The organism is Pseudomonas frederiksbergensis, assembly GCF_900105495.1.
Lineage (GTDB): Bacteria > Pseudomonadota > Gammaproteobacteria > Pseudomonadales > Pseudomonadaceae > Aquipseudomonas > Aquipseudomonas frederiksbergensis.
In genome coordinates this window covers 3,236,773-3,260,968 of sequence record NZ_FNTF01000002.1, presented here as the reverse complement: position 1 = coordinate 3,260,968, position 24,196 = coordinate 3,236,773, and the positions used below count along the sequence as shown (strand labels likewise).

General features: G+C 60.3%; 18 protein-coding genes and 4 tRNA genes. 2 read left to right on the top strand and 20 right to left on the bottom strand.

Annotation, left to right across the window (positions count from 1 at the left end; all coding sequences use genetic code 11):
* Positions 1 to 181 precede the first annotated feature (181 nt).
* The 9 genes from BLW70_RS15245 to leuC all read right to left on the bottom strand — a co-directional run bounded on the left by BLW70_RS15245 (position 182) and on the right by leuC (position 11,453).
* Positions 182 to 802, bottom strand: coding sequence for a phosphoribosylanthranilate isomerase (locus BLW70_RS15245; RefSeq protein WP_074875240.1), 621 nt, complete (start codon positions 800 to 802; stop codon positions 182 to 184).
* Between the two features lie 63 nt (positions 803 to 865).
* Positions 866 to 1,720: a tRNA pseudouridine(38-40) synthase TruA gene (gene truA / locus BLW70_RS15240; RefSeq protein ID WP_102615223.1), complete on the bottom strand. Its 855-nt coding sequence runs from the start codon at positions 1,718 to 1,720 to the stop codon at positions 866 to 868.
* A 198-nt stretch (positions 1,721 to 1,918) separates the two neighbouring features.
* Complete coding sequence (locus BLW70_RS15235; RefSeq protein WP_074875238.1) at positions 1,919 to 4,768, bottom strand: motility hub landmark protein FimV; 2,850 nt, start codon at positions 4,766 to 4,768, stop codon at positions 1,919 to 1,921.
* 207 nt (positions 4,769 to 4,975) lie between these two features.
* On the bottom strand, positions 4,976 to 5,986 hold the full coding sequence (locus BLW70_RS15230; RefSeq protein WP_074875236.1) for an aspartate-semialdehyde dehydrogenase: 1,011 nt from the start codon (positions 5,984 to 5,986) through the stop codon (positions 4,976 to 4,978).
* 166 nt (positions 5,987 to 6,152) lie between these two features.
* On the bottom strand, positions 6,153 to 7,265 hold the full coding sequence (gene asd, locus BLW70_RS15225; protein ID WP_074875234.1) for an aspartate-semialdehyde dehydrogenase: 1,113 nt from the start codon (positions 7,263 to 7,265) through the stop codon (positions 6,153 to 6,155).
* Positions 7,266 to 7,333: 68 nt separating this feature from the next.
* Complete coding sequence (gene leuB, locus BLW70_RS15220) at positions 7,334 to 8,416, bottom strand: 3-isopropylmalate dehydrogenase (protein WP_074875232.1); 1,083 nt, start codon at positions 8,414 to 8,416, stop codon at positions 7,334 to 7,336.
* Positions 8,417 to 8,477: 61 nt separating this feature from the next.
* Positions 8,478 to 9,242 (bottom strand): class I SAM-dependent methyltransferase, encoded by a 765-nt coding sequence (locus BLW70_RS15215; RefSeq protein ID WP_074875230.1) that lies wholly within the window; start codon positions 9,240 to 9,242, stop codon positions 8,478 to 8,480.
* Between the two features lie 137 nt (positions 9,243 to 9,379).
* The gene (leuD, locus tag BLW70_RS15210; RefSeq protein ID WP_074875228.1) at positions 9,380 to 10,024 is read right to left on the bottom strand and encodes a 3-isopropylmalate dehydratase small subunit; all 645 of its coding nucleotides are present in this window, start codon (positions 10,022 to 10,024) and stop codon (positions 9,380 to 9,382) included.
* A gap of 10 nt (positions 10,025 to 10,034) precedes the next feature.
* A complete protein-coding gene (leuC, locus tag BLW70_RS15205) occupies positions 10,035 to 11,453 on the bottom strand; it encodes a 3-isopropylmalate dehydratase large subunit (RefSeq protein ID WP_074875226.1) in 1,419 nt (472 codons plus the stop codon).
* Positions 11,454 to 11,599: 146 nt separating this feature from the next.
* On the opposite strand from leuC, the gene BLW70_RS15200 reads away from it, so the two are divergent.
* Positions 11,600 to 12,490, top strand: a complete 891-nt coding sequence (locus BLW70_RS15200; RefSeq protein WP_008151271.1) for a LysR family transcriptional regulator — start codon at positions 11,600 to 11,602, stop codon at positions 12,488 to 12,490.
* A gap of 63 nt (positions 12,491 to 12,553) precedes the next feature.
* Positions 12,554 to 15,832, top strand: coding sequence for an EAL domain-containing protein (locus BLW70_RS15195; RefSeq protein WP_074875224.1), 3,279 nt, complete (start codon positions 12,554 to 12,556; stop codon positions 15,830 to 15,832).
* 47 nt (positions 15,833 to 15,879) lie between these two features.
* On the opposite strand, the gene BLW70_RS15190 is transcribed toward BLW70_RS15195, so the two are convergent.
* The 11 genes from BLW70_RS15190 to uvrB form a co-directional block, all read right to left on the bottom strand.
* On the bottom strand, positions 15,880 to 16,326 hold the full coding sequence (locus BLW70_RS15190) for an Hsp20 family protein (RefSeq protein WP_008151276.1): 447 nt from the start codon (positions 16,324 to 16,326) through the stop codon (positions 15,880 to 15,882).
* Positions 16,327 to 16,447: 121 nt separating this feature from the next.
* On the bottom strand, positions 16,448 to 17,407 hold the full coding sequence (locus BLW70_RS15185; protein ID WP_074875222.1) for a tRNA dihydrouridine synthase: 960 nt from the start codon (positions 17,405 to 17,407) through the stop codon (positions 16,448 to 16,450).
* Between the two features lie 166 nt (positions 17,408 to 17,573).
* Positions 17,574 to 18,023, bottom strand: a complete 450-nt coding sequence (locus tag BLW70_RS15180) for an acyl-CoA thioesterase (protein WP_074875220.1) — start codon at positions 18,021 to 18,023, stop codon at positions 17,574 to 17,576.
* A gap of 47 nt (positions 18,024 to 18,070) precedes the next feature.
* On the bottom strand, positions 18,071 to 18,904 hold the full coding sequence (locus BLW70_RS15175) for an alpha/beta fold hydrolase (protein WP_074875218.1): 834 nt from the start codon (positions 18,902 to 18,904) through the stop codon (positions 18,071 to 18,073).
* 31 nt (positions 18,905 to 18,935) lie between these two features.
* Complete coding sequence (locus tag BLW70_RS15170) at positions 18,936 to 19,475, bottom strand: TetR/AcrR family transcriptional regulator (protein WP_008028313.1); 540 nt, start codon at positions 19,473 to 19,475, stop codon at positions 18,936 to 18,938.
* Positions 19,476 to 19,659: 184 nt separating this feature from the next.
* Positions 19,660 to 19,735, bottom strand: a tRNA-Glu gene (locus BLW70_RS15165).
* An 80-nt stretch (positions 19,736 to 19,815) separates the two neighbouring features.
* A tRNA-Ala gene (locus tag BLW70_RS15160) sits at positions 19,816 to 19,891 on the bottom strand.
* Positions 19,892 to 19,944: 53 nt separating this feature from the next.
* A tRNA-Glu gene (locus BLW70_RS15155) sits at positions 19,945 to 20,020 on the bottom strand.
* A gap of 79 nt (positions 20,021 to 20,099) precedes the next feature.
* Positions 20,100 to 20,175: transfer RNA gene (locus tag BLW70_RS15150), tRNA-Ala, on the bottom strand.
* A gap of 283 nt (positions 20,176 to 20,458) precedes the next feature.
* Positions 20,459 to 21,940 (bottom strand): glutamate--tRNA ligase, encoded by a 1,482-nt coding sequence (gene gltX / locus BLW70_RS15145; protein WP_074875216.1) that lies wholly within the window; start codon positions 21,938 to 21,940, stop codon positions 20,459 to 20,461.
* A gap of 147 nt (positions 21,941 to 22,087) precedes the next feature.
* Positions 22,088 to 24,103: an excinuclease ABC subunit UvrB gene (uvrB, locus tag BLW70_RS15140; RefSeq protein WP_074875214.1), complete on the bottom strand. Its 2,016-nt coding sequence runs from the start codon at positions 24,101 to 24,103 to the stop codon at positions 22,088 to 22,090.
* Between the last annotated feature and the right edge of the window lie 93 nt (positions 24,104 to 24,196).

Below are 24,196 nucleotides of genomic sequence, written 5' to 3'. Positions count from 1 at the left end.
CTTTCTTTCTCCAGTACCGGCGGCCCGAACGCTCTGGTTCGCAGCCCCGCGTATGCCCTTGAGCTAAATTCATATGTGTGGCGATGATCGATGGGTTGCCGGGTCAGTGAAGCGTGACCTGCGTACACCCCAAAAACCCTCAGCCATGCCTGTGGACGGCGGCAGTGTGCCAGCCGTCACATCAGCTTCCGCGTACCGCTTTAATGAATGCCTGAATCTTTGCGTGATCCTTGATGCCCTTGCTCGCCTCCACCCCGCCGCTGACGTCCACGGCATATGGCCGAACCCTTGCAATCGCTTCGGCGACGTTGTCCGGCGTCAAGCCACCCGCCAGGATGATCGGTTTGCTCAAGCCTTGAGGTATCAGAGACCAGTCAAACGCTTCACCGGTTCCGCCGGGCAGGCCTTCAACGTAGGCGTCGAGCAGGATACCGCTGGCGCCTGGAAACGCATCGCAGGCGGCCGCGATGTCGTCACCGGCCTTGACCCGCAGCGCCTTGATGTACGGACGGTGCCAGCCTTCGCACTCCGCCGCGGTTTCATCGCCATGGAACTGCAACAGGTCCAGCGGCACGGCGTCGAGGATTTCTCCCAACTCGCAGCGGCTGGCGTTGACGAACAACCCGACAGTGGTCACGAACGGCGGCAACGCCTCGATGATCGAGCGCGCCTGCTGAAACGTCACGGCCCGAGGGCTTTTGGCATAGAACACGAAACCGATCGCATCAGCCCCGGCCTCAACCGCCGCCAACGCATCTTCCATGCGGGTAATCCCACAAATCTTGCTGCGAACGGCCGACATGTCGATAGAACCCCAAGGTAAATCCGAGAAAGTCCCGGATGGTAACAAAAGCGTTCGAGGGCGTCAGCCGTCAAGTTCCGAGAAACCGGTCAGGAAGTGCGGCCCGATGTAACGCTCGGGCAATTCGAACTCGTCGCGGTACTCGACCTGCACCAGGTACAGGCCGTACGGGTGCGCCGTCACCCCACCGGAACGACGAATACGACTCTCCAGCACTTCTTTCATCCACTCCACAGGACGCTCGCCAGCACCGATGGTCATCAGCACGCCAGCAATGTTGCGCACCATGTGATGCAGGAAGGCGCTGGCGCGGATGTCCAGCACGATCATCTTGCCGTGGCGCGTGACGCGCAGGTGATGCAGCTCCTTGATCGGCGACTTGGCCTGACACTGGCCGGCACGGAACGCGCTGAAATCGTGGGTGCCGACCAGGTACTGCGCGGCCTCGGCCATGCGCTCGACGTCCAGCGGACGGTGATTCCAGGTGATTTCTTCGTTCAGGTGCGCCGGACGGATCTGGTCGTTGTAGATCACGTAGCGATAGCGCCGGGCAATAGCCTTGAACCGCGCATGAAAATGCGCCGGCATGACCTTGGCCCAGCTGACACTAACGTCGTGAGGCAAATTGATATTGGCGCCCATGACCCAGGCTTTCATCGAACGCTCGACCTGAGTATCGAAATGCACCACCTGACCGCACGCATGCACGCCGGCATCCGTACGTCCGGCGCAGAGCAGTGACACCGGTGAGTCGGCGACTTTGGACAAGGCCTTTTCAAGCGTCTCCTGCACGGTGAGTACACCGGAGGCCTGACGCTGCCAGCCGCGATAGCGCGAGCCTTTGTATTCAACGCCCAACGCGATCCGGAAAAAGCCCTCGGCCGCCAGTTCGGCGGCCGGATTATCTATATTTGCCAAGGAGTGACAGCCTGCTGATGTACGCAAAGGCGGGCATTATAAGGCTGTCAGGCAGGGACGCCAGAGGCGTATGTTTTTTGTGGCCTGACGTGTCGGGGTTGATCGTTCCCACGCAGAGCGTGGGAACGGGCTGTCGTGGACTGAAACAAAAACGGCAGCCTCAATGGGCTGCCGTTTTGTTTACGCCTTACCGATCAATCAAGCCAGACGCGAAAGCATTTCGTTGGCTTCGCTCTTCTGACCCGCATCCCCCTCAGTCACCACTTCATTGAGGATGTCCCGGGCGCCGTCGGCGTCGCCCATGTCGATGTAGGCCTGGGCCAGATCGAGCTTGGTCGCCACTTCGTCGGTGCCGGAAAGGAAATCGAATTCCGGCTCGTCAGCGGCGGAGGCCATGGCGTCTTCCGCGGTGAAACTCGGCTCGCCAAGACTCTGGGACAGGCGATCGAGCTCGGCGTTGACGTCTTCCAGTTCGGCTGCAAACGCGTCCGGAGCGTCTGGCGCATCCATTTCGTCAGCCAGCGACAGGTCGAAATCGGCTGGCAGCTCCAGATCGTCCAGCGCAGCTGCAGGAACAGCCGGCGCTTCAGCGACAGGCAAGTCCAGGTCCTTGACGCCGTCATCCAGGCTCAACAGGAAGTCGTCTTCGGCCAGGGTCGCCGGCGAGGCATCCCCACCAAGATCCATATCCAGGTCGAAGTCCGACAGGTCATCGAGGTTTTCCTTGATGTCGGTCTGCTGCTGCAACACCGACTCGAAGCTCAGGTCGTCGTCCAGCGGGAATTCGTCCAGATCTGCCGCAGCCACTGGTGCCGGTACAACCACTGCCGGCGAGGCAGTTTCCAGATCATCCAGGCTCAAATCGAAGGCACTGTCGAGATCATCGAGTTCAGGTTCAGGTTTTTCTGGCGCTGGTTCAGGTGCTGGTTCGGGTGCTGGTTCGGGTGCAACCTCTGCCGCCGAGGCCGTTTCCAGATCATCCAGGCTCAAATCGAAAGCACTGTCGAGATCATCGAGTTCCGGTTCTGGTTCTGGCTCTGGCTCTGATGCAACCCCTGCCGCCGAGGCAGTTTCCAGATCATCCAGGCTCAAATCGAAAGCATTGTCGAAGTCATCGGGCACTGCCGGCGCCGGCGCTTCTGGCTCGTCCAGCAGTAGATCCTTGACGTATTGCGCGTCCAGTTCGGCAGCGATCGCAGCGGCTGCGATACCACCGGCTGCCGCAACGGCCATGGCCGGGAAGCGGCTCTTGAGTTTTTCGACCTGAGCAAAGTTGTCGCCATTGGCCACCAGTTGGCGTTCCTGGGCAACGAATGCATCGCGGTCACCTTGCTGACCGTAGACTTCCATCAGCTTGAGGCGCAAGTCGCTGCGTTGCGGCTCTTGCTTGATTCCGTCTTCCAGCAAGGCGGCCGCCTGATTCAGACGACCGGCAGTGATGTGCGACTGCGCCTTGCTCAATACATCGTCATTGCGCTCGCCAGCAGGCGAAACCAATGGCGCAGCGATCGGCGGCGTCACCACAACCGGAGCAAACACCGGCGCGGGTGCAGGGGCTGGTGCAGGCGGTGGCGTTGGCGCGGTAGCGAGCTTCACGCTCGGCGGCGGCACTTCCAGGTCATCAAAGATGCCTTTTGGCAGGTCGAGTTCAGCGGAGAACGCCTGCTCCTCGGCCAAATCACGGGCCATGCGCAAATGCTTTTCGGCTTCTTGCTGGGCTTTGCGGCGACGCGCCAGCAACAGCAGCAGGAACAGCGCCACCACGGCGGCGCCCCCTGCCAGACCCAGCAGCCACGGATTGGTCAGCAGCTCTTTGAATTGCTGATCGTCAGAGGCTGCCGGCGTTGGCTCGACAGGCTTCTCGGCAGGAGGCGCAGCGTCCTGGGGAGCAGCCGCTTCTGGCGCAGGTGCAGGCGCTGCATCAGGATTGGCTGCGAGCTCGGCTGACATTGCCGGAGCGGTCGCATCGGATGCCGGCGTACCCGCCGCGCCTTCAGCCTGCAACTTGGCCAGTTGATTGTTCTTCAGCTCGATCAGGCGTTGCAGCTTGTCTAGCTGACTTTGCAGATCGGTCATGCGGCTTTTCAGTTCGGCGTTGTCACGACGGGTCGTGTCGAGGCTTTCCTGAGTCACGGCCAGCTTGTTGCTCAAATTCTTGGCATCACCCGCAGCGCCTTTGCCACCGGCCTTGCCGGCCTCGGCAGAGACCAGGCTCAGCTTGTCTGTCGCTGTTTGCGACGAAGGGCCTTCACCGCGAGCGCGTTTGGTGGCATCGAGCTGCTGCTGTCCGGTCCCGGGCTTCGCCACGTAGCGACGACCCTGACGCCACGCGGTGTTCTGCGCGGAGACTTCGGCAATGGCTTTCGGTTGCGGCAGGCTGGTGCTCTGTGCCTGATCCGGCAGACGCAGCACCTGACCGGCTTTCAACCGGTTGATGTTGCCGTCGATAAAGGCATCCGGATTCAACGCCTGGATGGCCAGCATGGTTTGCTGGACCGAGCCGCCATTGCCCGTCTTCTCGGCGATTTCCCACAGGGTATCGCGCGGCGCGGTGGTGTATTGGGAGGGTTTGGTGCCACCGGTCACCGGAGCGGTGACGGTTTGCGTCGGAGCAGGTTGCGCAGCCGCATCAGCGGTTTGCGGCGAGAACTTGGACGGATCGAGCAGCACGCTGTAATCGCGCAGCAGGCGACCGTTGGGCCACATCACCTGAACCAGGAATTTCACCATGGGTTCGGAGAGTGGCTTGCTGGATGTCACACGCAAGATGCTTTTACCGCTGGCATTGAGCACCGGGGTAAAGGTCAGGTCATTGAGAAAGGCCTGGCGATCAACGCCGGCCTTGGCGAAATCTTCGGGCGAAGCCAGGCTCGGCACCACTTCGGCAGCGGTGAGTTCCTTGACGTCGAGCAACTCGATTTCTGCCACCAGGGGTTGGTTCAGCGTCGACTTCAGGGTCAATTCCCCGAGCCCGAGGGCATGCGCCATACCGGAGGACAGCGCCGAGGCGGCCGCTATTGCTAACACCAGTTTGCGAACTTGAACCATAGCCTCATCCTTTGTTTGAACATTCCTCGGCCAGCGAGAAGGTGTTGATAGTCGCTGCCGTAAGGCATTGCGCGCGGCGGCGAAGAGTCATCGCGCGCGATCATTTCATTCATGCCACGCAAAACCCCGCAGGGAGCCCGCCTTCAGCAGTCCAGCCAAGCATAGCGCCCGACTGGATTCATTCGACAAATTGTTGCCAAGTATCTTTTACAGCAGGCCTTTTATCAACAATTCAGCCACCTGCACAGCATTGAGCGCTGCGCCTTTGCGTACGTTATCTGACGTCAGCCACAAATTAAGTTCCGACAGGTCGTCGATCCCGTGGCGAACCCGACCAACGTAGACCACGTCCTGCCCTACCGCATCACCTACCGGTGTCGGGTAATCGCCGGCTTCCACCAGCTCGATACCGGGCGCGTCTTCCAGGGCAGCGTTGACTTTTGCCAGGTCGATGTCGCTCGATGACTGCAAGGTCACGTTAAAGCTATCGCCAAAAAACACCGGGGCTTGAATGCAAGTCACGGAAATCTTTAATAAAGGCAGCGCCATGACCTGACGCAGCTCGCGTACCAGGCGTTTTTCCAGCAGCGTGTGACCCTGTTCATCAGGCTTGCCCACTTGCGCCAGCAGGTTGAAGGCCATCTGCCGATCAAAGAACGTCGGCTCCAGCGGACGCACATTCAGCAGCTCGGCTGTTTGCCGCGCCAGCTCGGTGACGGCTTCGCGGCCCTGGGCGGAGACGGCCAGGCTGGCGGTCAAATTGATCCGTTGCAGATCGAGCAAACCGAGCAACGGCGCCAGCACGACCGCCAGTGTGGTGGCCGAAGGGCTTGGACTGCTGACCTGGAACGGCTTTTTCAAACCGGCCAGCACCTGGGCGTTGGCTTCAGGCACGACTTGTGGCGCCTGATCGGCCGGCAAGGCGCCGGACAAGTCGATCAACGAACAACCGGCGGCGGTGGCACGCGAGGCGAAACTCAGGGTTACCGCCGGGCCGGCAGCGAAGAACACCAGCTGGACTTTGCTGAAGTCGAACTCATCGACCTCCCTCACCCGCACGTTCTTGCCGCGAAACGGCACCGAATGCCCGGCGGATTCGCTGCTGGCGAGCAGGTGCAGATTGCCGACCGGGAAGTCGCGCTCTTCGAGAATCTGCACGAGCGTTTCGCCGACAGTACCGGTGGCGCCGATCACGGCAATATCAAAGGACTGGCTCATGGTTCTACCTCTGGCGAAACGGGGGGAGCGGCACTTTACCGGGTGGTTGGCATGCAGGCAATTCACACCCACCCCGATCGCTCCCACACTCTGCGTGGGAACGATCGGCAGGAACAAAAAACCCGTGCCTCTTTCAAGGCACGGGTTCTTTTATGACTTCAACCGATCAACGCTCAAGCAGGATCCGCAGCATGCGACGCAGCGGTTCGGCCGCGCCCCACAGCAGTTGGTCGCCGACGGTGAACGCGCCGACGTACTGCGTGCCCATGTTCAGCTTGCGCAGACGGCCAACCGGCACGTTCAGGGTACCGGTGACCTTTGTAGGGCTCAGCTCCTGCATGCTGATTTCGCGGTTGTTCGGCACCAGTTTGACCCAAGGGTTGTGCTGGCTGATCAACCCTTCGATGTCAGCGATCGGCACGTCTTTGTTCAGCTTGATGGTCAGCGCCTGGCTGTGGCAGCGCATGGCGCCGATGCGCACGCAGATGCCGTCCACCGGGATCGGGCTCTTGAAGCGACCGAGGATCTTGTTGGTCTCGGCCTGGGCTTTCCACTCTTCGCGGCTCTGACCGTTCGGCAGTTCCTTGTCGATCCACGGGATCAGGCTGCCGGCCAGCGGTACGCCGAAGTTCTCGGTCGGGTACGCGTCGCTGCGCATGGCTTCGGCAACACGGCGGTCGATGTCGAGGATCGCGCTGGCCGGGTCGGCCAGTTGATCGGCGACAGCGGCGTGGGTCACACCCATTTGCTTGATCAGTTCACGCATGTGCTGCGCGCCGCCACCGGAGGCCGCCTGATAAGTCATGGCGCTCATCCACTCGACCAGACCCGCCTCGAACAGACCACCCAGGCCCATCAGCATCAGGCTGACGGTGCAGTTGCCGCCGATGTAGTTCTTGGTGCCCGCGTCGAGCTGCTGGTCGATGACCTTGCGGTTAACCGGGTCCAGCACGATGACCGCGTCATCCTGCATGCGCAGGCTGGAAGCGGCGTCGATCCAGTAACCCTGCCAGCCGGCTTCGCGCAGCTTCGGGAACACTTCACTGGTGTAGTCGCCACCCTGGCAGGTCAGAATCACGTCGAGGGTTTTCAGCTCTTCAATGCTGTAAGCGTCCTTGAGCGGAGCAATGTCCTTACCCACGGACGGGCCTTGGCCACCGACATTGGAAGTGGTGAAAAACACCGGCTCGATAAGATCGAAATCCTGCTCTTCCAGCATCCGCTGCATGAGCACGGAACCGACCATACCGCGCCAACCGATCAGACCTACACGTTTCATCGCAACTACACCTTCTTCAAAAGTGGGCCGCTGCCTTCATGGTTGAAAGTTGCAGCGGGCCAAAGAGATTACAGATTCCGCAGCGCGGCGACTACTGCGTCGCCCATTTCCTGCGTACCGACTTTAGTGCAACCGGCCGACCAGATGTCGCCCGTACGCAGGCCCTGGTCCAATACCAGACTGACGGCCTGCTCGATGGCATCGGCCGCATCCTGCAGATTGAAGCTGTAACGCAGCATCATCGACACCGACAAAATGGTCGCCAACGGGTTGGCGATACCTTTGCCAGCGATGTCCGGCGCCGAACCGTGGCACGGCTCATACATGCCTTTGTTGTTGGTATCCAGGGACGCCGAGGGCAGCATGCCGATGGAACCGGTGAGCATCGACGCCTGGTCGGAAAGAATGTCGCCGAACAGGTTGTCGGTGACGATCACGTCGAACTGCTTTGGTGCGCGCACCAGCTGCATGGCGGCGTTGTCGACGTACATGTGGCTGAGTTCGACTTCCGGGTAATCCTTGGCCACTTGCTCGACGATTTCACGCCACAGTTGACTGGACGCTAACACGTTGGCCTTGTCTACCGAACACAGTTTCTTGTTACGAACCATGGCCATGTCGAAACCGACACGGGCAATACGGCGGATTTCGCTTTCGCTGTACGGCAGGGTGTCGTAAGCCTGACGCTCGCCGTTTTCCAGGGTGCGAACGCCACGTGGCGCGCCGAAGTAGATACCACCGGTCAGTTCACGGACGATCAGGATATCCAGGCCAGCCACGATTTCAGGCTTCAGGCTCGAAGCCTCGGCCAGTTGCGGGTACAGGATCGCCGGACGCAGGTTGCCGAACAGGCCCAGTTGCGCACGGATTTTCAGCAGGCCGCGCTCAGGGCGGATGTCACGCTCGATGGTGTCCCATTTCGGGCCGCCCACGGCGCCCAGCAATACAGCGTCAGCTGCGCGTGCACGGTCCAGGGTTTCGTCAGCCAGCGGCACGCCGTGCTTGTCGATGGCAGCGCCGCCGATCACGTCATGGCTCAGCTCGAAGCCCAGGCTGTACTTGTCGTTCGCCAGCTCCAGCACCTTGACCGCTTCGGCCATGATTTCCGGGCCAATACCGTCACCTGGGAGAATCAGAATCTGCTTGCTCATGCTTTCCTCATGTCATCAGTCGGTGCGCCCTGGGGCACACCCGGAAAAATTGGTTTGACGCTTACCTTTCAGCCATCAGTACCAACACATCGGTACTGAACGAGCCATCAGCCTCGATTTCAAAATATTCGCGTACTTCATTGCCCATCGATTGCTGCAGCTCGAGGATTGCCGCGCGCATCACTTCTGGGGTGCGCATGCGCTCGACCCAGGAGGTGTACTCCAGACGCAACCGTTGACGAGTGGTGCTGCGGGTATGCAACCCCGCTTCGCTGACCTGACGCAACCACTCACCGGCGGAATAATCGCGCACATGGCTGGTGTCGCGCAGCACTTCGACGCTTTGCAGGTAAGTGTCGAACAGCGGACTGCCCGGTGACAACACGTCGATGAACGCCGCCACGCCGCCCGGCTTCAGCACCCGGCGAACCTCTCGCAGGGCCAGGCCGAGATCGCTCCAATGGTGCGCCGAATAACGGCTGAAGACGAAATCGAATTCGCCATCGGCGAAGGGCAAGTGCTCGGCGGCGCCCAGCACGGTGGACACGTTGGTCAGGCCGCGATCAACGGCAGCACCGGCCACCACGTCGAGCATCTGCTGCGACAAATCGTAGGCCACCACTTCCTTGACCAGCGACGCCACGTGAAAGCTCACGTGACCGGCGCCGCAGCCCAAGTCCAGCACTCGGGCATCGCCCTGCCCTGCCAGTTCAGCCTGTAGCAACGCAAATTCGGTGCCCTGAGCGTGTACGGCGCTGCTCAGGTAGGCCGAGGCTTGTTCGCCGAATTGCTTTTGTACGACTTGGCTGTGGGCGGTGCTGGTCATCGTAATGTCCTGATATTTGTGTTGTCTGGGCTCCCGTCATCGCGAGCAAGCTCAGCTCCTACAGGGGATCTGTGGCACTCACATAACCTGTGGGAGCCGAGCTTGCTCGCGATGGCGTAATTACGCCTTACGCAGAATCAAACGTCGCGAAACAACCACGGCTGGCTCGCACGGTGTTTGGCTTCAAACGCCGCAATCGCTTCGTGATCCATCAATGTCAGACCGATATCGTCGAGGCCATTCACCAGGCAGTGTTTACGGAATTCGTCCAATTCGAATTTGTAGACCTTGCCATCCGGACGGGTCACGGTCTGGGCTTGCAGGTCGACCGTCAACTCGTAACCCGGATTGGCCTCGACTTGCTGGAACAACTCATCCACTTCAGCGTCGGTCAAGATGATCGGCAACAAGCCGTTCTTGAAGCTGTTGTTGTAGAAGATGTCGGCATAGCTCGGCGCAATGATGCTGCGAAAACCGTACTCTTCCAGCGCCCACGGCGCGTGTTCACGGCTGGAGCCGCAACCGAAGTTCTCGCGGGCCAGCAGCACGCTGGCGCCTTGATAACGCTCGGCGTTGAGCACGAAGTCCTTGTTCAGCGGACGCTTGGAGTTGTCCTGGTAGGCATAGCCCACGTCCAGGTAGCGCCATTCGTCGAACAGGTTCGGACCAAAACCGGTGCGCTTGATCGACTTCAAGAACTGCTTCGGAATGATCTGGTCGGTGTCGACGTTGGCACGGTCCAATGGCGCGACCAAACCGGTGTGTTGGGTAAAAGCTCTCATGTGCGGTTCCTCAGATCAGTTCGCGAACGTCGATGAAACGACCGTGGACGGCAGCCGCCGCGGCCATGGCCGGGCTGACCAGGTGCGTACGGCCACCGGCGCCCTGACGCCCTTCGAAGTTGCGGTTGGAGGTCGAGGCGCAATGCTCGCCCGACTCCAAGCGGTCCGGGTTCATCGCCAGGCACATCGAGCAACCCGGTTCACGCCACTCGAAACCGGCTTCGAGGAATATCTTGTCCAGGCCTTCGGCTTCGGCTTGCGCTTTCACCAGGCCCGAGCCCGGCACCACGATGGCTTGCTTGATGGTCGAAGCGACTTTACGGCCCTTGGCGATCACCGCCGCAGCGCGCAAGTCTTCGATCCGCGAGTTGGTGCAGGAACCGATGAACACGCGGTCCAGTTGAATGTCGGTGATCGCCTGATTGGCGCTCAAACCCATGTATTTCAAGGCGCGCTCGATGGAACCGCGCTTGACCAGGTCCATTTCCTTCGCCGGGTCCGGCACGTTCTGATCAACCGCCAAAACCATCTCGGGCGAAGTGCCCCAGCTGACTTGCGGCTTGATCTGGGCAGCGTCGAGCTCGACGACGGTGTCGAACACGGCATCGGCGTCGGACACCAGGTCTTTCCAGGCTTCGACCGCCATGTCCCATTCCGCACCTTTCGGGGCAAATGGACGACCCTTGACGTAAGCCACGGTTTTTTCATCGGCAGCCACCAGGCCAACACGAGCGCCGGCTTCGATGGACATGTTGCAGATGGTCATGCGGCCTTCGACGGACAAATCGCGAATGGCGCTGCCGGCGAACTCGATGGCGTGGCCGTTACCGCCGGCAGTGCCGATCTTGCCGATGACGGCGAGCACGATGTCCTTGGCGGTCACGCCGAACGGCAATTTGCCTTCGACCGACACCAGCATGTTTTTCATTTTCTTGGCCACCAGGCATTGCGTGGCGAACACGTGCTCGACTTCGGAAGTGCCGATGCCGTGGGCCAATGCGCCAAACGCGCCGTGGGTCGAGGTGTGCGAGTCGCCGCAGACCACGGTCATGCCCGGCAAGGTGGCGCCCTGCTCCGGACCGATCACGTGAACGATGCCCTGACGCACGTCATTCATCTTGAATTCGGTGATGCCATATTCGTCGCAGTAGTCATCAAGGGTCTGAACCTGCAAACGCGAGACCTGGTCGGTAATCGCTTCGATGCCGCCCTTGCGATCCGGGGTGGTCGGTACGTTGTGGTCCGGGGTCGCGATGATCGAATCGACGCGCCAAGGCTTGCGCCCGGCCAGACGCAGGCCTTCGAAAGCTTGGGGCGAAGTCACTTCATGGATGATGTGGCGGTCGATATAGATCAGCGACGACCCATCGTCGCGCCGTTTCACTTCATGGGAATCCCAAAGCTTGTCGTAAAGCGTTTTGCCGGCCATCAGACGGTCCTCATCAGCGTATTTCTATGCCCTGGATTTTGAAAAACTCAATAACCCCTTGGCTTGTGAGGTCGATCCTAGGGGGTTACATTAAATAACTCAAATTCATATTTTTCATGCTTTGGATAACCAACTGGAATACAGCAATGGACCTCGCCAACCTCAATGCTTTTATCGCGATTGCCGAGACCGGGAGCTTCTCCGGCGCTGGCGAACGGCTGCACCTGACGCAACCGGCCATCAGCAAGCGCATTGCCGGGCTGGAACAGCAATTGAAGGTGCGTCTGTTCGATCGCCTGGGCCGGGAAGTCAGCCTGACTGAGGCCGGACGCGCCTTGCTGCCGCGGGCCTATCAGATCCTGAATGTGCTGGACGACACCCGCCGCGCGCTGACCAACCTGACCGGCGAAGTGACTGGCCGCCTGACCCTGGCCACCAGCCACCACATCGGCCTGCACCGCTTGCCCCCCTTGCTAAGGGAGTTCACCCGACGTTACCCGCAAGTGGCGCTGGATATTCAGTTCCTCGATTCGGAAGTGGCCTACGAAGAAATCCTCCATGGCCGCGCCGAACTGGCGGTCATCACCCTGGCGCCGGAGCCCCACGCACTGGTCAAGGCCACGCCGGTGTGGGACGACCCGCTGGACTTCGTGGTCGCCCCGGAGCATTCGCTGATCAGCCACGGCCCGGTCAGCCTGGCGGACATTGCCCTGCACCCGGCAGTTTTCCCCGGCGGCAACACCTTTACTCACCACATCGTCCGGCGCCTGTTCGAAGCTCAAGGCCTGACGCCGAACATTGCCATGAGCACGAATTATCTGGAAACCATCAAGATGATGGTCTCGATCGGCCTGGCCTGGAGCGTGTTGCCGCGCACTATGCTTGACGATCAAGTGGCGCGAATACCTTTACCAGGCATACAACTCACTCGCCAGCTAGGCTATATCCTGCACACAGAAAGGACACTATCGAATGCGGCGCGAGCCTTCATGGCCTTGCTGGATGCACAAATCGATCTGCCAGGGACTCTCGGCTAAGCTGTGCTACGTCTATAGAGCTTCGAGTCACTGACCTGACCCCCACTCAGCCAAGGCTTGCCAATGCCGAAATCTGTTGACCGTATTCCGCCGATGCCGCGTATACAAGCGCTTGACCCAAAACGGTCCGAGCAGAGTTGGGAGAGCGCCCCACAATTGCTGGCCGCCCTCAACGGTGCACGACTGGGCGCCTGGTATTGGGACATCGAGCGTGGGCAGATCAGTTGGTCGCGGGGGACCCAGGCGCTGTTCGGCTTCGATCCCCGGCAACCGCTGCCGGCGGATCTGGAATACCTCGACTTGCTGCCGCCAGAGGATCGGGCGAAAACCATTCGCGCCTTCGACGCGGTGATCGCCGGCGCCCCGCTGGAACAGGCGATGCATCACCGCATTCGCTGGCCCGACGGCAGCCTGCACTGGCTGGAGATCAACGGCAGCCTGCTGCCGGACAAACACGGCCGGCCACGCATGATCGGCGTCATCCGCGAAATCACCCACCAGCGTCAGCGCGAACAGGCGTTGACCAGCTCAGAAAAACGCTTTGCCACGCTGTTCCACCTGTGTCCGAACATGGTCCTGCTGACTCGCCAGGAAGACGGCCTGATCAGCGAAGCCAACCAGTATTTCGAAAGCCTGTTTGGCTGGCCAGTTCAGAACGCTATTGGTCGTACCACCCTGGAGCTGGGCCTCTGGGTGCATCCGGAACAACGGACGCAACTGGTCAAAGCCACCAAGGCCAAGGGCGAACTGATCAACATGGAGGTGCAATTTCGTGCCAGCAACGGCCAGATCCACGACGGCATCCTCAGCGCACAAAAAGTCGAGCTCGAAGGCCAGCCGTATCTGCTGAGCACGTTTCTGGACACCACCGAACGCAAAGCCGCCGAGCTTGCCCTGAAAGACAGCCAGGAGCGCCTCGACCTGGCGCTGGATTCGGCGCAACTGGGTACCTGGGACTGGCACATCCCCAGCGGCATGCTGTACGGCTCGGCGCGCGCCGCCCAGCTACATGGGCTGGAAGCCATACCTTTCCATGAATCCTTCGACGAGTTTTTCGAAGGTGTGCCCGACGAAGAACGCGGCTCCATGCGCGATGCCTATCGCAGCCTGCGAGAAGGCCCGGCCGGCAATTATCAACTGACCTACCGCGTACAACTGCAGGACGGCAGCTCACGCTACCTGGAAAGCCGCGCCCGACTCTATCGCGACGAAAACGGGGCCCCGCTGCGCATGGCCGGCACCCTGCTCGACATCACAGATCAGGTGGAGCGGGAGCAACTGCTGGTGGCGTCCGAAGAGAAGTTCGCCACCCTGTTTCAGGTCAGCCCGGACCCGATTTGCGTGACCCGTCAGGACACCGGTCAATTTATCGAGATCAACTCCAGCTTCACCCAGACCTTCGGCTGGAGCGCCGCCGACGTGATTGGCCGCGGCGCCGACGAAATCGGTCTATGGGACGCTTCGGCACAAAGCCTGCGACGCATCGAGCAGGTCATCCGCGAACAGGGCCTGAACAACGTGGCGATCCTCGTCCAGCACAAAGACGGACAAGCCCTGACCTGCGTGATTTCCAGCCGCCAGATCAGCGTCGGCGACCAGCCGTGCATTGTTACCACCCTGCGCGATATCACTCAGCAGCAACGCTCGGAAGCTGCGCTCAAGGCCAGCGAAGAGAAGTTCGCCAAGGCCTTCCACTCCAGCCCCGACGCCATCACCATCACCGAGCGCGACACCGGGCGTTATCTGGAGGTTAACGATGGCTTTTGCCGCCTGACCGGCTACCGCGCCGATGAAGTGGTCGGCCGCACGGTGTACCAGGTCGGCATCTGGGCCGAGGAAAAACAACGTTCAGCGCTGCTCGCCGAACTCCAGATCAAGGGCCGGGTACTTCATCAGGAAATGCTCGGGCGCAATAAACGCGGCGAGTTGCTGACCGTCGAAGTCTCGATAGAACCAATTACCCTCAACGAAACCGCGTGCCTGCTGCTGACCGCGCGGGACGTCAGCCTGCTGAAAAACGCCGAAGCGCAGATCCGTCACCTGGCCTACCACGACCCGCTGACCAACCTGCCCAACCGCGCCCTGCTGATGGATCGCCTGAGCCAACAGATTGCCTTGCTCAAGCGCCACAACCTGCGCGGCGCCCTGATGTTTCTCGACCTTGATCACTTCAAGCACATCAATGATTCGCTCGGCCATCCGGTGGGCGATACCGTGCTGAAAATCATCACCGCGCGCCTCGAAGCCAGCGTGCGCATGGAAGACACCGTCGCGCGTTTGGGCGGTGACGAATTCGTGGTCCTGCTCAGCGGACTCGAAGGCTCGCGCAACGAGGTCAGCGAACAAGTCCTGCAACTGGCGGACACCTTGCGTGAACTGCTGTCGGAGCCGATGTTCCTCGACGGACAACGCCTGCAAGTAACCCCAAGCATCGGCATCGCGCTGATTCCCGATCACGGCTCAACCCCGACCGACCTGCTCAAACGCGCCGACATTGCCCTCTACCGGGCCAAGGATTCTGGCCGCAACACCGCGCAGATGTACCACAACACCATGCAGAAGGCGGCGAGCGAACGCTTGCGCATGGAAACCGACCTGCGCCTGGCCCTTTCCCGGGGCGAGTTCCGCGTGCATTACCAACCCCAGGTCGACGCCCGAAACGAGCGCATCGTCGGCGCCGAAGCACTGGTGCGCTGGAACCATCCGGAACTCGGCGAGCAATCGCCCACCGAGTTCATCAAGGTGCTGGAAGACAGCGGACTGATTCTGGAAGTGGGTACCTGGATCGTCGACGAGGCCTGCAGCGCCTTCAAACAACTGATCGCCAACGGCCTGGTCGATCCGCTGGACTTCAGCCTGTGCGTCAACATCAGCCCACGGCAATTTCGCCAGAATGACTTTGTCGAACGCATCGAACACAGCCTCGTCAGCCACGGCCTGCCCTGCTCGCTGCTGAAACTGGAAATCACCGAAGGCATCGTGATCCAGAACCTGGAAGACACCATCAACAAAATGCGCAGCCTGAAAAAGCTCGGCGTGAGTTTCGCCATGGACGATTTCGGCACCGGTTATTCCTCGCTGACCTACCTCAAGCGTCTGCCGGTCGACACCCTGAAAATCGACCAATCGTTCATCCGCGACGCCACCACCGACCCCAACGACGCCGAGATCATCCGCGCCATCGTTGCCATGGCCCGCAGCCTGGAGTTGAAAGTGATTGCCGAAGGGGTCGAGACGCCGGAACAGCTGGAATTCTTGCAGGGGCTGGGCTGCCATTTCTATCAGGGGTATTTGCACAGCCCTCCGCTGCCGGTGGAGGACTTCCAGAAACTGCTCAAGTGACGGGCACAAAAAAAGGGCGCCGATGGCGCCCTTTTCATTGCCCTGCCTCAGTGCTGCAGCGCAGGTTTTTGCGTCCCGTTGATCGGGATGCGTTTGGCTTTCGCCTCTTCCGGAATTACCCGCAACAGGTCGATGCTCAACAAACCGTTGCTCAGACCGGCGGCCTTGATTTCGATATGGTCCGCCAGACGGAAGGACAGTTTGAAGGCACGCTGTGCGATGCCCTGGTACAGATAGGTGACGTCTTCGGTCGCGTCACGTTTGCCGCCACTGATGGTCAGCACACCTTTTTCCACTTGCAGCTCCAGGTCTTCTTCCTGGAAGCCGGCGGCCGCTACGACGATGCGGTATTGGTCGTCGCCGTGTTTTTCCACGTTGTAAGGTGGATAGGTGCTGCCTGGCTCGTTGCGCAGGGCGGTTTCGAACAGGTCATTGAAACGATCGAAACCGACCGAGGAACGGAACAGTGGCGCCATGGAAAATGCAGTACTCATGATTCAAATCTCCTGAAACATATCAGCAAGTTTTTTTGTCTCCGCGACCCGGATTCGGCATCGCGTAATCCTTAAATAAGGACCGCTGATTGCTTTTCAAGAGATTATTTTCAGATTTTTTTCAGGCGGCTTCGGACACCTGCAAGCCCAGTAAACGCGAGACCTGATCCAGTTCGGTCTCACGACGCAGCACGGTAAACAGCTCGACCGCTTCGGGATAATTGCGGGTCAGCATCGCCAGCCACTGCTTCAAGCGACCCGGCGATTGGCGGGCTGTCATCTGCGCCTTGGCTTGCAGCCAGAAGTCCTGAATCAGCGGCAGCAATTGGGCCCAGGTCATCTCGACGACGTCCTCACCGGCCCGCGCCATTGCGATTTGCCGTGCCAGGTCCGGGCGCGAAACCAGGCCGCGACCGAGCATGATGTCCTCAACGCCGCTGATTTCACGGCAACGACGCCAGTCTTCGACGCTCCAGATGTCGCCATTGGCGAACACCGGCACCTTGACCACATCCTGCACCCGGGGGATCCACTCCCAATGGGCCGGGGGCTTGTAGCCGTCAGTTTTGGTCCGCGCGTGAACCACGATGTGCGCCGCGCCACCTTCGGCCAGGGCCGTGGCACACACTAGCGCACCGTCCGGGCTGTCGAAACCGAGGCGCATCTTGGCAGTCACCGGAATGTGCGCCGGAACGGCACGGCGTACGTGTTCGACGATCCGGTTCAGCAGCTCAGGCTCTTTGAGCAGGACTGCGCCGCCACGGGACTTGTTCACGGTCTTGGCCGGGCAGCCGAAGTTAAGGTCAATGACCTCGGAGCCCAGTTCGCAGGCCAGCGCGGCGTTTTCCGCCAGGCATACCGGATCGGAACCGAGCAGTTGCACCCGCAGCGGCACGCCGGATGCGGTGCGGGCGCCGGTCAGCAGTTCCGGGCCGAACTTGTGGTAATAGGCAGGCGTGAGCAGTTGATCGTTGATCCGAATGAACTCGGTCACGCACCAATCGATACCGCCCACACGAGTCAGCACGTCCCGCAGGATGTTGTCGACCAACCCCTCCATGGGCGCCAAAGCAATTTGCATGAAAAACACACTCAACGAAAAACGTGCGGCAGTTTACTGGATTGCGCGAGGAATCTGCAGAACATCGCAGATTCCCCTGTAGGAGTGAGCCTGCTCGCGATAGCGTTGTGTCAGCCAACAGTGATGCTGCTGATGCACCGCTATCGCGAGCAGGCTCGCTCCTACATTAGATTTTGGTTGTATCCAAGACTTGCAACGCGGGGCCGTAGCCCTCGATGAACTCCGCCGGCATGCGCTTGGGCTTGCCGGTCGACAGTTCGATGCAGACGAAGGTGGTCTGCGCCCGCAGCAGCGTGGTGTTGTCGCTCGGGCGCTTCAACTGGAAGTGCCGGGTCATTTTCAGGCGTTGGTCCCAATCGACGATCCAGGTCGCCAATTGCAACTCATCGCCTTCATAGGCGGCCGCGAGGTAATCGATCTCGTGCCGCACCACCGCCATCGCCCGATCCAGCCGACGATACTCGACCAGGTCCAGGCCAAGCCGCTGGGAGTGGCGCCAGGCACAGCGTTCGAGCCAGGTCACATACACCGCGTTGTTCGCGTGACCCAACCCATCGATGTCCTCTGCGCCGACTTCCAGGTCAATGATAAATGGCGTTGCCCGATCCCAGCCCATGCCCCACTCCCGGTCAGAAAATTTTCACCGGGGAGTGTAACGGATGCTCAAGCCGATTGGCGCGATTGCAGACTGCGACCGGCGAGCAACGAAAGAACGCCTTCGATCACCCGAGGGTCAGCCAGCACCCGCTGATGACCACCCTCTTGCAGGCGCAACAGACGGCTGTCAAACCAGGCCTCGTTGATCAGCTGCGATTCCTTGACCGGAACGTAGCAGTCATCTTCGGCGTGAACGATCAGGCCGGGCATGTCGAGCTGATAGTGCGCGACATCCAGTGCCGCAGCGCGCATGCCGACGTCTCTTTCGACCTGACGTATGAACGCCGAACGGGCTTTCGGTGGCAGCCGTACATAGCGGGCGAAACCGCGCAATACGCCGAGTATTCGCGCCGGGGCCGCGATAGTGACCAGGGTTTCAGTACGCAAGCCCAACTGCACGGCGAGCATGGCACTGGCACCGCCCATGGAGTGGCCGATGACGGCTTGCAGCGGTGGCAACTCGGCAGCGGCCTCAAGCATGGCCCGGGCGAACAGCACCACATTGGCCTCGCGACCCGGCGAGCGACCGTGGGCCGGACCGTCCAGCGCAACCACCGTGTAACCGGCATCGACCAGCGCGGTGATAAGGCTGGCGAATTGAGTCGGCCGGCCTTCCCAACCGTGCATCAGCAACACCGCGGGGCCTTGCCCCCAACGCAGCGCCGAGAGACCGAAGCGCAGGGTGATTCGCTCGGACTTCGCCAACAGCGGCAATTCCCAATCACGCGGCGGCAGTTCTCGCGGTGTCATGAATGCCAATCGCATTTTGCTCGCGACCAGTTTCGGTGCGAACCAGCCCAAGGTGCCATTAACGCCACGAACCCACTTCAACGTGCTCATCGCTCTCACTCCTCAGGCCAATGCCTTTAGGTCACAGCACCGCAGACTTGGCGGCGCGCAGCAATCGATCGGACAATTCTCCTGGCCCCAACGCGCGAGCCAAAGCCAAACCACCGACCATCAGAGCCATATCGGCAAGGGCCTTGTCGGTGTCTTCCGGGCTGGCCGCCAACTGCGCGACCATCATTTCCACATGCTCGTTCAACGCCACGCGAAACGCGTCCGGCAGACGCCCCAGCTCGCCGACAGAAGCCGGAATCGGGCAGGCTGACTCAGAGGAATCACGGTGTTTGCGTGACAGATAAAACGCAGCAACCAATGCGCGACGTTCTTCGCCGGTCAATTCGGCATCCATGTCGGCGATCAAGCCACGGCGATGACCGAGCAACTGCTTGAACGCTTCCAGCATCATCGCGTCCTTGCTTTCGAAGTGCGCGTAGAAACCGCCGACGGTCAGGCCGGCCGCCCCCATCACTTCGCCCACGCTCGGTTCGGCCGGGCCACGCTGAATCAGCGCTGCGCTGGCAGCCTTGAGGATGCGTTCGCGGGTTTGAGCTTTTTTATCGTTCATCGTTGCCTCCGAATATTACGACTAGAATATTATTCTCATAATAATTTTACGCAAGTCGTGGTTGTGACCGCTGGTCTGAAGAACAGTTTGAAAGAAATAGGGGGATTTGGCCAAACGCCAGACAAACAAAAGGGCCATTCAATAATTGAATGACCCTTATAAAATCCCGCAGAGCGGGTAATCGTGGCGTCCCCTAGGGGACTCGAACCCCTGTTACCGCCGTGAAAGGGCGGTGTCCTAGGCCACTAGACGAAGGGGACGCAAAACCTTCTATACAACTGATCAGTGCTGAGAGCTGATCGATTCAAGGCCGGTGTGGCCAGACCTTGAACTGTAAAATTGGTGGAGCTAAGCGGGATCGAACCGCTGACCTCCTGCATGCCATGCAGGCGCTCTCCCAGCTGAGCTATAGCCCCGGATTTTTCGCCTCGCGGCGGAGCGACATCTTGCAACATCGCTTCTGTAAAACTGGCGTCCCCTAGGGGACTCGAACCCCTGTTACCGCCGTGAAAGGGCGGTGTCCTAGGCCACTAGACGAAGGGGACGCAAACCCTTCTATACAACAGATCACCGCTGAGTGGTGATCGCTTCAAGGCCGGTGTGGCCAGACCTTGAAGTGTAAATTGGTGGAGCTAGACGGGATCGAACCGTCGACCTCTTGCATGCCATGCAAGCGCTCTCCCAGCTGAGCTATAGCCCCTCATCGCTGAGGACGGGGCGAATCTTAATGGCGCATCGGAAGGCTGTCAAACTTATTTTTAAAATATTTCAAAGTTTTTTGCCGACATAACAATCACTTACCGCCCTCCCCCGTAAATCCGGGGGTGTTTCCATCCGTGTAGCGGCTGCCGCAGGCTGCGTTCGAGAGCGTAGCGCTCGCAATCCGGGTGCCCCGCCCTTCCGGGAAGATTGCGCGGCGGCCATTGGGGCCGCTACGCAGCCCAACGCAGCCTTCGGCAGCTGCTACGCGGGAACGGAGTGGATCAGGCGATGTTGCCCAAGAGTTTTTCCCACTCCTTGTTTTCCTTCTTCGACACGCCGCCCAGCAAGTCGATCGCCTGGCGCAGACGGAAACGGGTCAGGTCCGGACCCAAGATCTCCATCGCATCGAGCACCGACACCGAACTGGCCTGGCCAGTGATCGAGGCAAACATCAGCGGCATGGCGTCACGCAATTTCAGTTCCAGGGATTCGACCACCGCCTGAATCGTTGCGGTGATGCTGTCCTTCTCCCACTGACGCAGGCTTTCCAGCTTCCACAAAATCAACTGCATCAACTGACGAACCTGATCGCCCGACAGCTTCTTGGATTCGAACAGCTTGGCGTCCGGGTTCACGCCACCGGCGAAGAAGAAACCGGCCAGCGGTGCAACCTGGCTGAAGGTTTCGACGCGGCCCTGCACGTGCGGCGCGATCTTCATCATGTATTCCGGGTTCAGCGCCCATTTTTGCAGGCGCGAAGCGAACTCTTCCACCGGCAGGTCGCGCAGCCACTGACCGTTGAGCCACGACAGTTTCTCGATGTCGAAAATCGGCCCGCCGAGGGAGACGCGGCTCAGGTCGAAGTGATCGACCATTTCCTGCAGCGAGAACTTCTCGCGCTCGTCCGGCATCGACCAGCCCATGCGACCGAGGTAGTTGAGCATCGCTTCCGGCATGAAGCCCATGCGCTCGTAGAACGTCACCGAGGTCGGGTTCTTGCGTTTGGACAGCTTGCTCTTGTCCGGGTTACGCAACAGCGGCATGTAGCACAGCTCGGGTTGTTCCCAGCCGAAGTACTCGTACAACAGAATCAGTTTCGGTGCCGAGGGCAGCCATTCTTCGCCGCGCAGGACGTGGGTGATGCCCATCAGGTGGTCATCGACGACGTTGGCCAGGAAGTACGTTGGCAGACCGTCGGTCTTCATCAGCACTTGCATGTCCATGCGATCCCACGGGATCTCGACGTCGCCACGCAGCATGTCCGGCACCACGCAAACGCCTTCGCTCGGCACTTTCATGCGGATCACGTGCGGCTCGCCAGCGGCCAGGCGACGCGCGACTTCTTCCTTGGACAGCAACAACGCACGGCCGTCGTAACGCGGGGTTTCGCCGCGGGCCATTTGTTCGGCGCGCATCTGGTCGAGTTCTTCAGCGGTGCAGAAGCACGGGAAAGCGTGGCCCATTTCGACCAACTGCTGGCAGTACTTCTGATAGATGTCGCCACGCTCGCTCTGACGGTAAGGACCGTGCGGGCCGCCAACATCCGGGCCTTCGCTCCAGTCGATACCCAACCAGCGCAAGGCGTCGAAAATCTGTTGTTCGGACTCGCGAGTCGAACGCAACTGGTCAGTGTCTTCGATCCGCAGGATGAACTCACCGCCGTGCTGCTTGGCAAAGCAGTAGTTGAACAAAGCGATGTAAGCGGTACCTACGTGGGGATCCCCGGTAGGCGATGGCGCGATGCGAGTGCGGACGGTGGTCATGGCAAGTCTCGAAATGAAGATAAAACAAAGGGCGAATGGTAACAGGCGTTGCCCGCCCGGCTCCAGTGAGCAGGGCATTTAAGCCAAGGTTTGCACCATTGACCCTGTGGAGCTTGCCCGCGAAGAGGCCAGTACGAGCGCAGCAAATCAGACGGTGATCAACCGCTCACGCAACTTGCCAATTTCATCGCGCATCTGCGCCGCCGCTTCGAATTCAAGATCCCGCGCCAACGCGTACATCTTCTCTTCCAAGGCTTTAATGCGCTTGGCGACTTCCCCCGGCGAACGCAATTCCGCTTCGTACTTGGCGCTTTCCTCGGCGGCCTTGGCCATGCCTTTGCGTTTTTTGCTGCGCGAACCCGGCACGGTGGCGCCTTCCATGATGTCGGCAACGTCCTTGAACACGCCCTTAGGCGTGATGCCATTGGCCAGGTTGAAGGCAATCTGCTTGTCGCGACGACGCTCGGTCTCGCCGATCGCCCGCTCCATGGAACCGGTGATGCGATCCGCATAAAGAATCGCCCGACCATTGAGGTTGCGCGCCGCCCGGCCAATGGTCTGGATCAGCGAGCGCTCGGAACGCAGGAAGCCTTCCTTGTCCGCATCGAGGATCGCCACCAGCGAGACTTCCGGCATGTCCAGGCCTTCACGCAGCAGGTTGATCCCCACCAGCACATCGAAGGTGCCCAGACGCAAGTCGCGGATGATTTCGACCCGTTCCACGGTGTCGATGTCCGAATGCAGATAACGCACCCGCACGCCGTGGTCGGCCAGGTAATCGGTCAAATCTTCAGACATGCGCTTGGTCAACGTGGTGACCAGCACCCGCTCTTCCAGCGCCACGCGCTTGCCGATTTCCGAAAGCAAATCGTCGACCTGGGTCAACGCCGGACGGATTTCGATTTGCGGGTCCACCAGGCCAGTCGGGCGGACCAGTTGCTCGACCACGCGACCGGCGTGCTCCGCCTCGTAATTGCCCGGCGTGGCCGAAACAAAGATCGTCTGCGGGCTGATGCTTTCGAACTCATCGAAGCGCATCGGCCGGTTATCCAGCGCGGACGGCAGGCGGAAACCGTATTCCACCAGCGTCTCTTTACGCGAACGGTCGCCCTTATACATGGCGCCAACCTGCGGCACGCTGACATGGGATTCGTCGATCACCAGCAGGGCATCGGCCGGCAGGTAATCAAACAAGGTGGGCGGCGCTTGGCCGGATTCGCGACCGGACAGGTAGCGCGAGTAGTTTTCGATGCCGTTGCAGTAACCCAGCTCGAGGATCATCTCCAGGTCGAAACGGGTGCGCTGCTCGAGGCGCTGGGCCTCAACGAGTTTATTGTTGGAGCGCAAGTATTCCAGGCGTTCCTGCAACTCGACCTTGATCCCTTCGACGGCATCCAGCAGGGTTTCTCGCGGGGTGACGTAGTGGCTTTTCGGATAGAACGTGAACCGCGGCAGCTTGCGGATCACTTCACCGGTCAGCGGATCGAAGGCGGACAGGCTCTCGACTTCGTCATCGAACAGCTCGATGCGGATCGCTTCGAAATCGGATTCCGCCGGGTGGATATCGATCACATCGCCGCGGACCCGGAAGGTCGCACGGGCAAACTCCATGTCGTTGCGGGTGTATTGCAGGTCTGCCAGGCGACGCAGCAACGCACGCTGATCGAGTTTGTCGCCGCGATCCACGTGCAGCACCATCTTCAGATAGGTTTCCGGACTGCCCAGACCGTAGATGCACGACACCGTGGTGACGATGATCGCGTCTTTGCGCTCCAGCAACGCCTTGGTCGCGGACAATCGCATCTGTTCGATGTGATCGTTGATCGAGGCGTCTTTCTCGATGAACGTATCCGATGACGGCACGTAGGCTTCGGGCTGGTAGTAGTCGTAGTACGAAACGAAGTATTCGACGGCATTGTTCGGGAAGAATGCCTTGAACTCACCGTACAACTGCGCGGCCAGGGTCTTGTTCGGCGCCAGGACCAGGGTCGGACGCTGAATCTGGGCGATCACATTGGCGATGCTGAAGGTCTTGCCCGAGCCGGTCACACCGAGCAACGTCTGGTGCGCCAGCCCGGCTTCGATGCCCTCGACCATCAGGCGGATGGCTTCCGGCTGATCGCCGGCGGGCTCGAAACGGGTGACTAGCTGGAATTCAGACATGAAAAAACCTCTGGGTTCGCGCCTGTCCGGGTGAGCCGGGCAGCAACGGAAAGACCGCAAACGACCGATGTCGCCCGAGGAAAAAACTGGATT

What these genes read in the sequence shown, in the direction of transcription:
- BLW70_RS15245 (WP_074875240.1), bottom strand. Translation starts at nt 802, where the DNA reads ATGTCGGCCGTTCGCAGCAAGATTTGTGGGATTACCCGCATGGAAGAT.
- BLW70_RS15235 (WP_074875238.1), bottom strand. Translation starts at nt 4,768, where the DNA reads ATGGTTCAAGTTCGCAAACTGGTGTTAGCAATAGCGGCCGCCTCGGCG.
- BLW70_RS15230 (WP_074875236.1), bottom strand. Translation starts at nt 5,986, where the DNA reads ATGAGCCAGTCCTTTGATATTGCCGTGATCGGCGCCACCGGTACTGTC.
- asd (WP_074875234.1), bottom strand. Translation starts at nt 7,265, where the DNA reads ATGAAACGTGTAGGTCTGATCGGTTGGCGCGGTATGGTCGGTTCCGTG.
- leuB (WP_074875232.1), bottom strand. Translation starts at nt 8,416, where the DNA reads ATGAGCAAGCAGATTCTGATTCTCCCAGGTGACGGTATTGGCCCGGAA.
- BLW70_RS15215 (WP_074875230.1), bottom strand. Translation starts at nt 9,242, where the DNA reads ATGACCAGCACCGCCCACAGCCAAGTCGTACAAAAGCAATTCGGCGAA.
- leuD (WP_074875228.1), bottom strand. Translation starts at nt 10,024, where the DNA reads ATGAGAGCTTTTACCCAACACACCGGTTTGGTCGCGCCATTGGACCGT.
- leuC (WP_074875226.1), bottom strand. Translation starts at nt 11,453, where the DNA reads ATGGCCGGCAAAACGCTTTACGACAAGCTTTGGGATTCCCATGAAGTG.
- BLW70_RS15200 (WP_008151271.1), top strand. Translation starts at nt 11,600, where the DNA reads ATGGACCTCGCCAACCTCAATGCTTTTATCGCGATTGCCGAGACCGGG.
- BLW70_RS15195 (WP_074875224.1), top strand. Translation starts at nt 12,554, where the DNA reads ATGCCGAAATCTGTTGACCGTATTCCGCCGATGCCGCGTATACAAGCG.
- BLW70_RS15190 (WP_008151276.1), bottom strand. Translation starts at nt 16,326, where the DNA reads ATGAGTACTGCATTTTCCATGGCGCCACTGTTCCGTTCCTCGGTCGGT.
- BLW70_RS15185 (WP_074875222.1), bottom strand. Translation starts at nt 17,407, where the DNA reads ATGCAAATTGCTTTGGCGCCCATGGAGGGGTTGGTCGACAACATCCTG.
- BLW70_RS15180 (WP_074875220.1), bottom strand. Translation starts at nt 18,023, where the DNA reads ATGGGCTGGGATCGGGCAACGCCATTTATCATTGACCTGGAAGTCGGC.
- BLW70_RS15175 (WP_074875218.1), bottom strand. Translation starts at nt 18,904, where the DNA reads ATGAGCACGTTGAAGTGGGTTCGTGGCGTTAATGGCACCTTGGGCTGG.
- BLW70_RS15170 (WP_008028313.1), bottom strand. Translation starts at nt 19,475, where the DNA reads ATGAACGATAAAAAAGCTCAAACCCGCGAACGCATCCTCAAGGCTGCC.
- gltX (WP_074875216.1), bottom strand. Translation starts at nt 21,940, where the DNA reads ATGACCACCGTCCGCACTCGCATCGCGCCATCGCCTACCGGGGATCCC.
- uvrB (WP_074875214.1), bottom strand. Translation starts at nt 24,103, where the DNA reads ATGTCTGAATTCCAGCTAGTCACCCGTTTCGAGCCCGCCGGCGATCAG.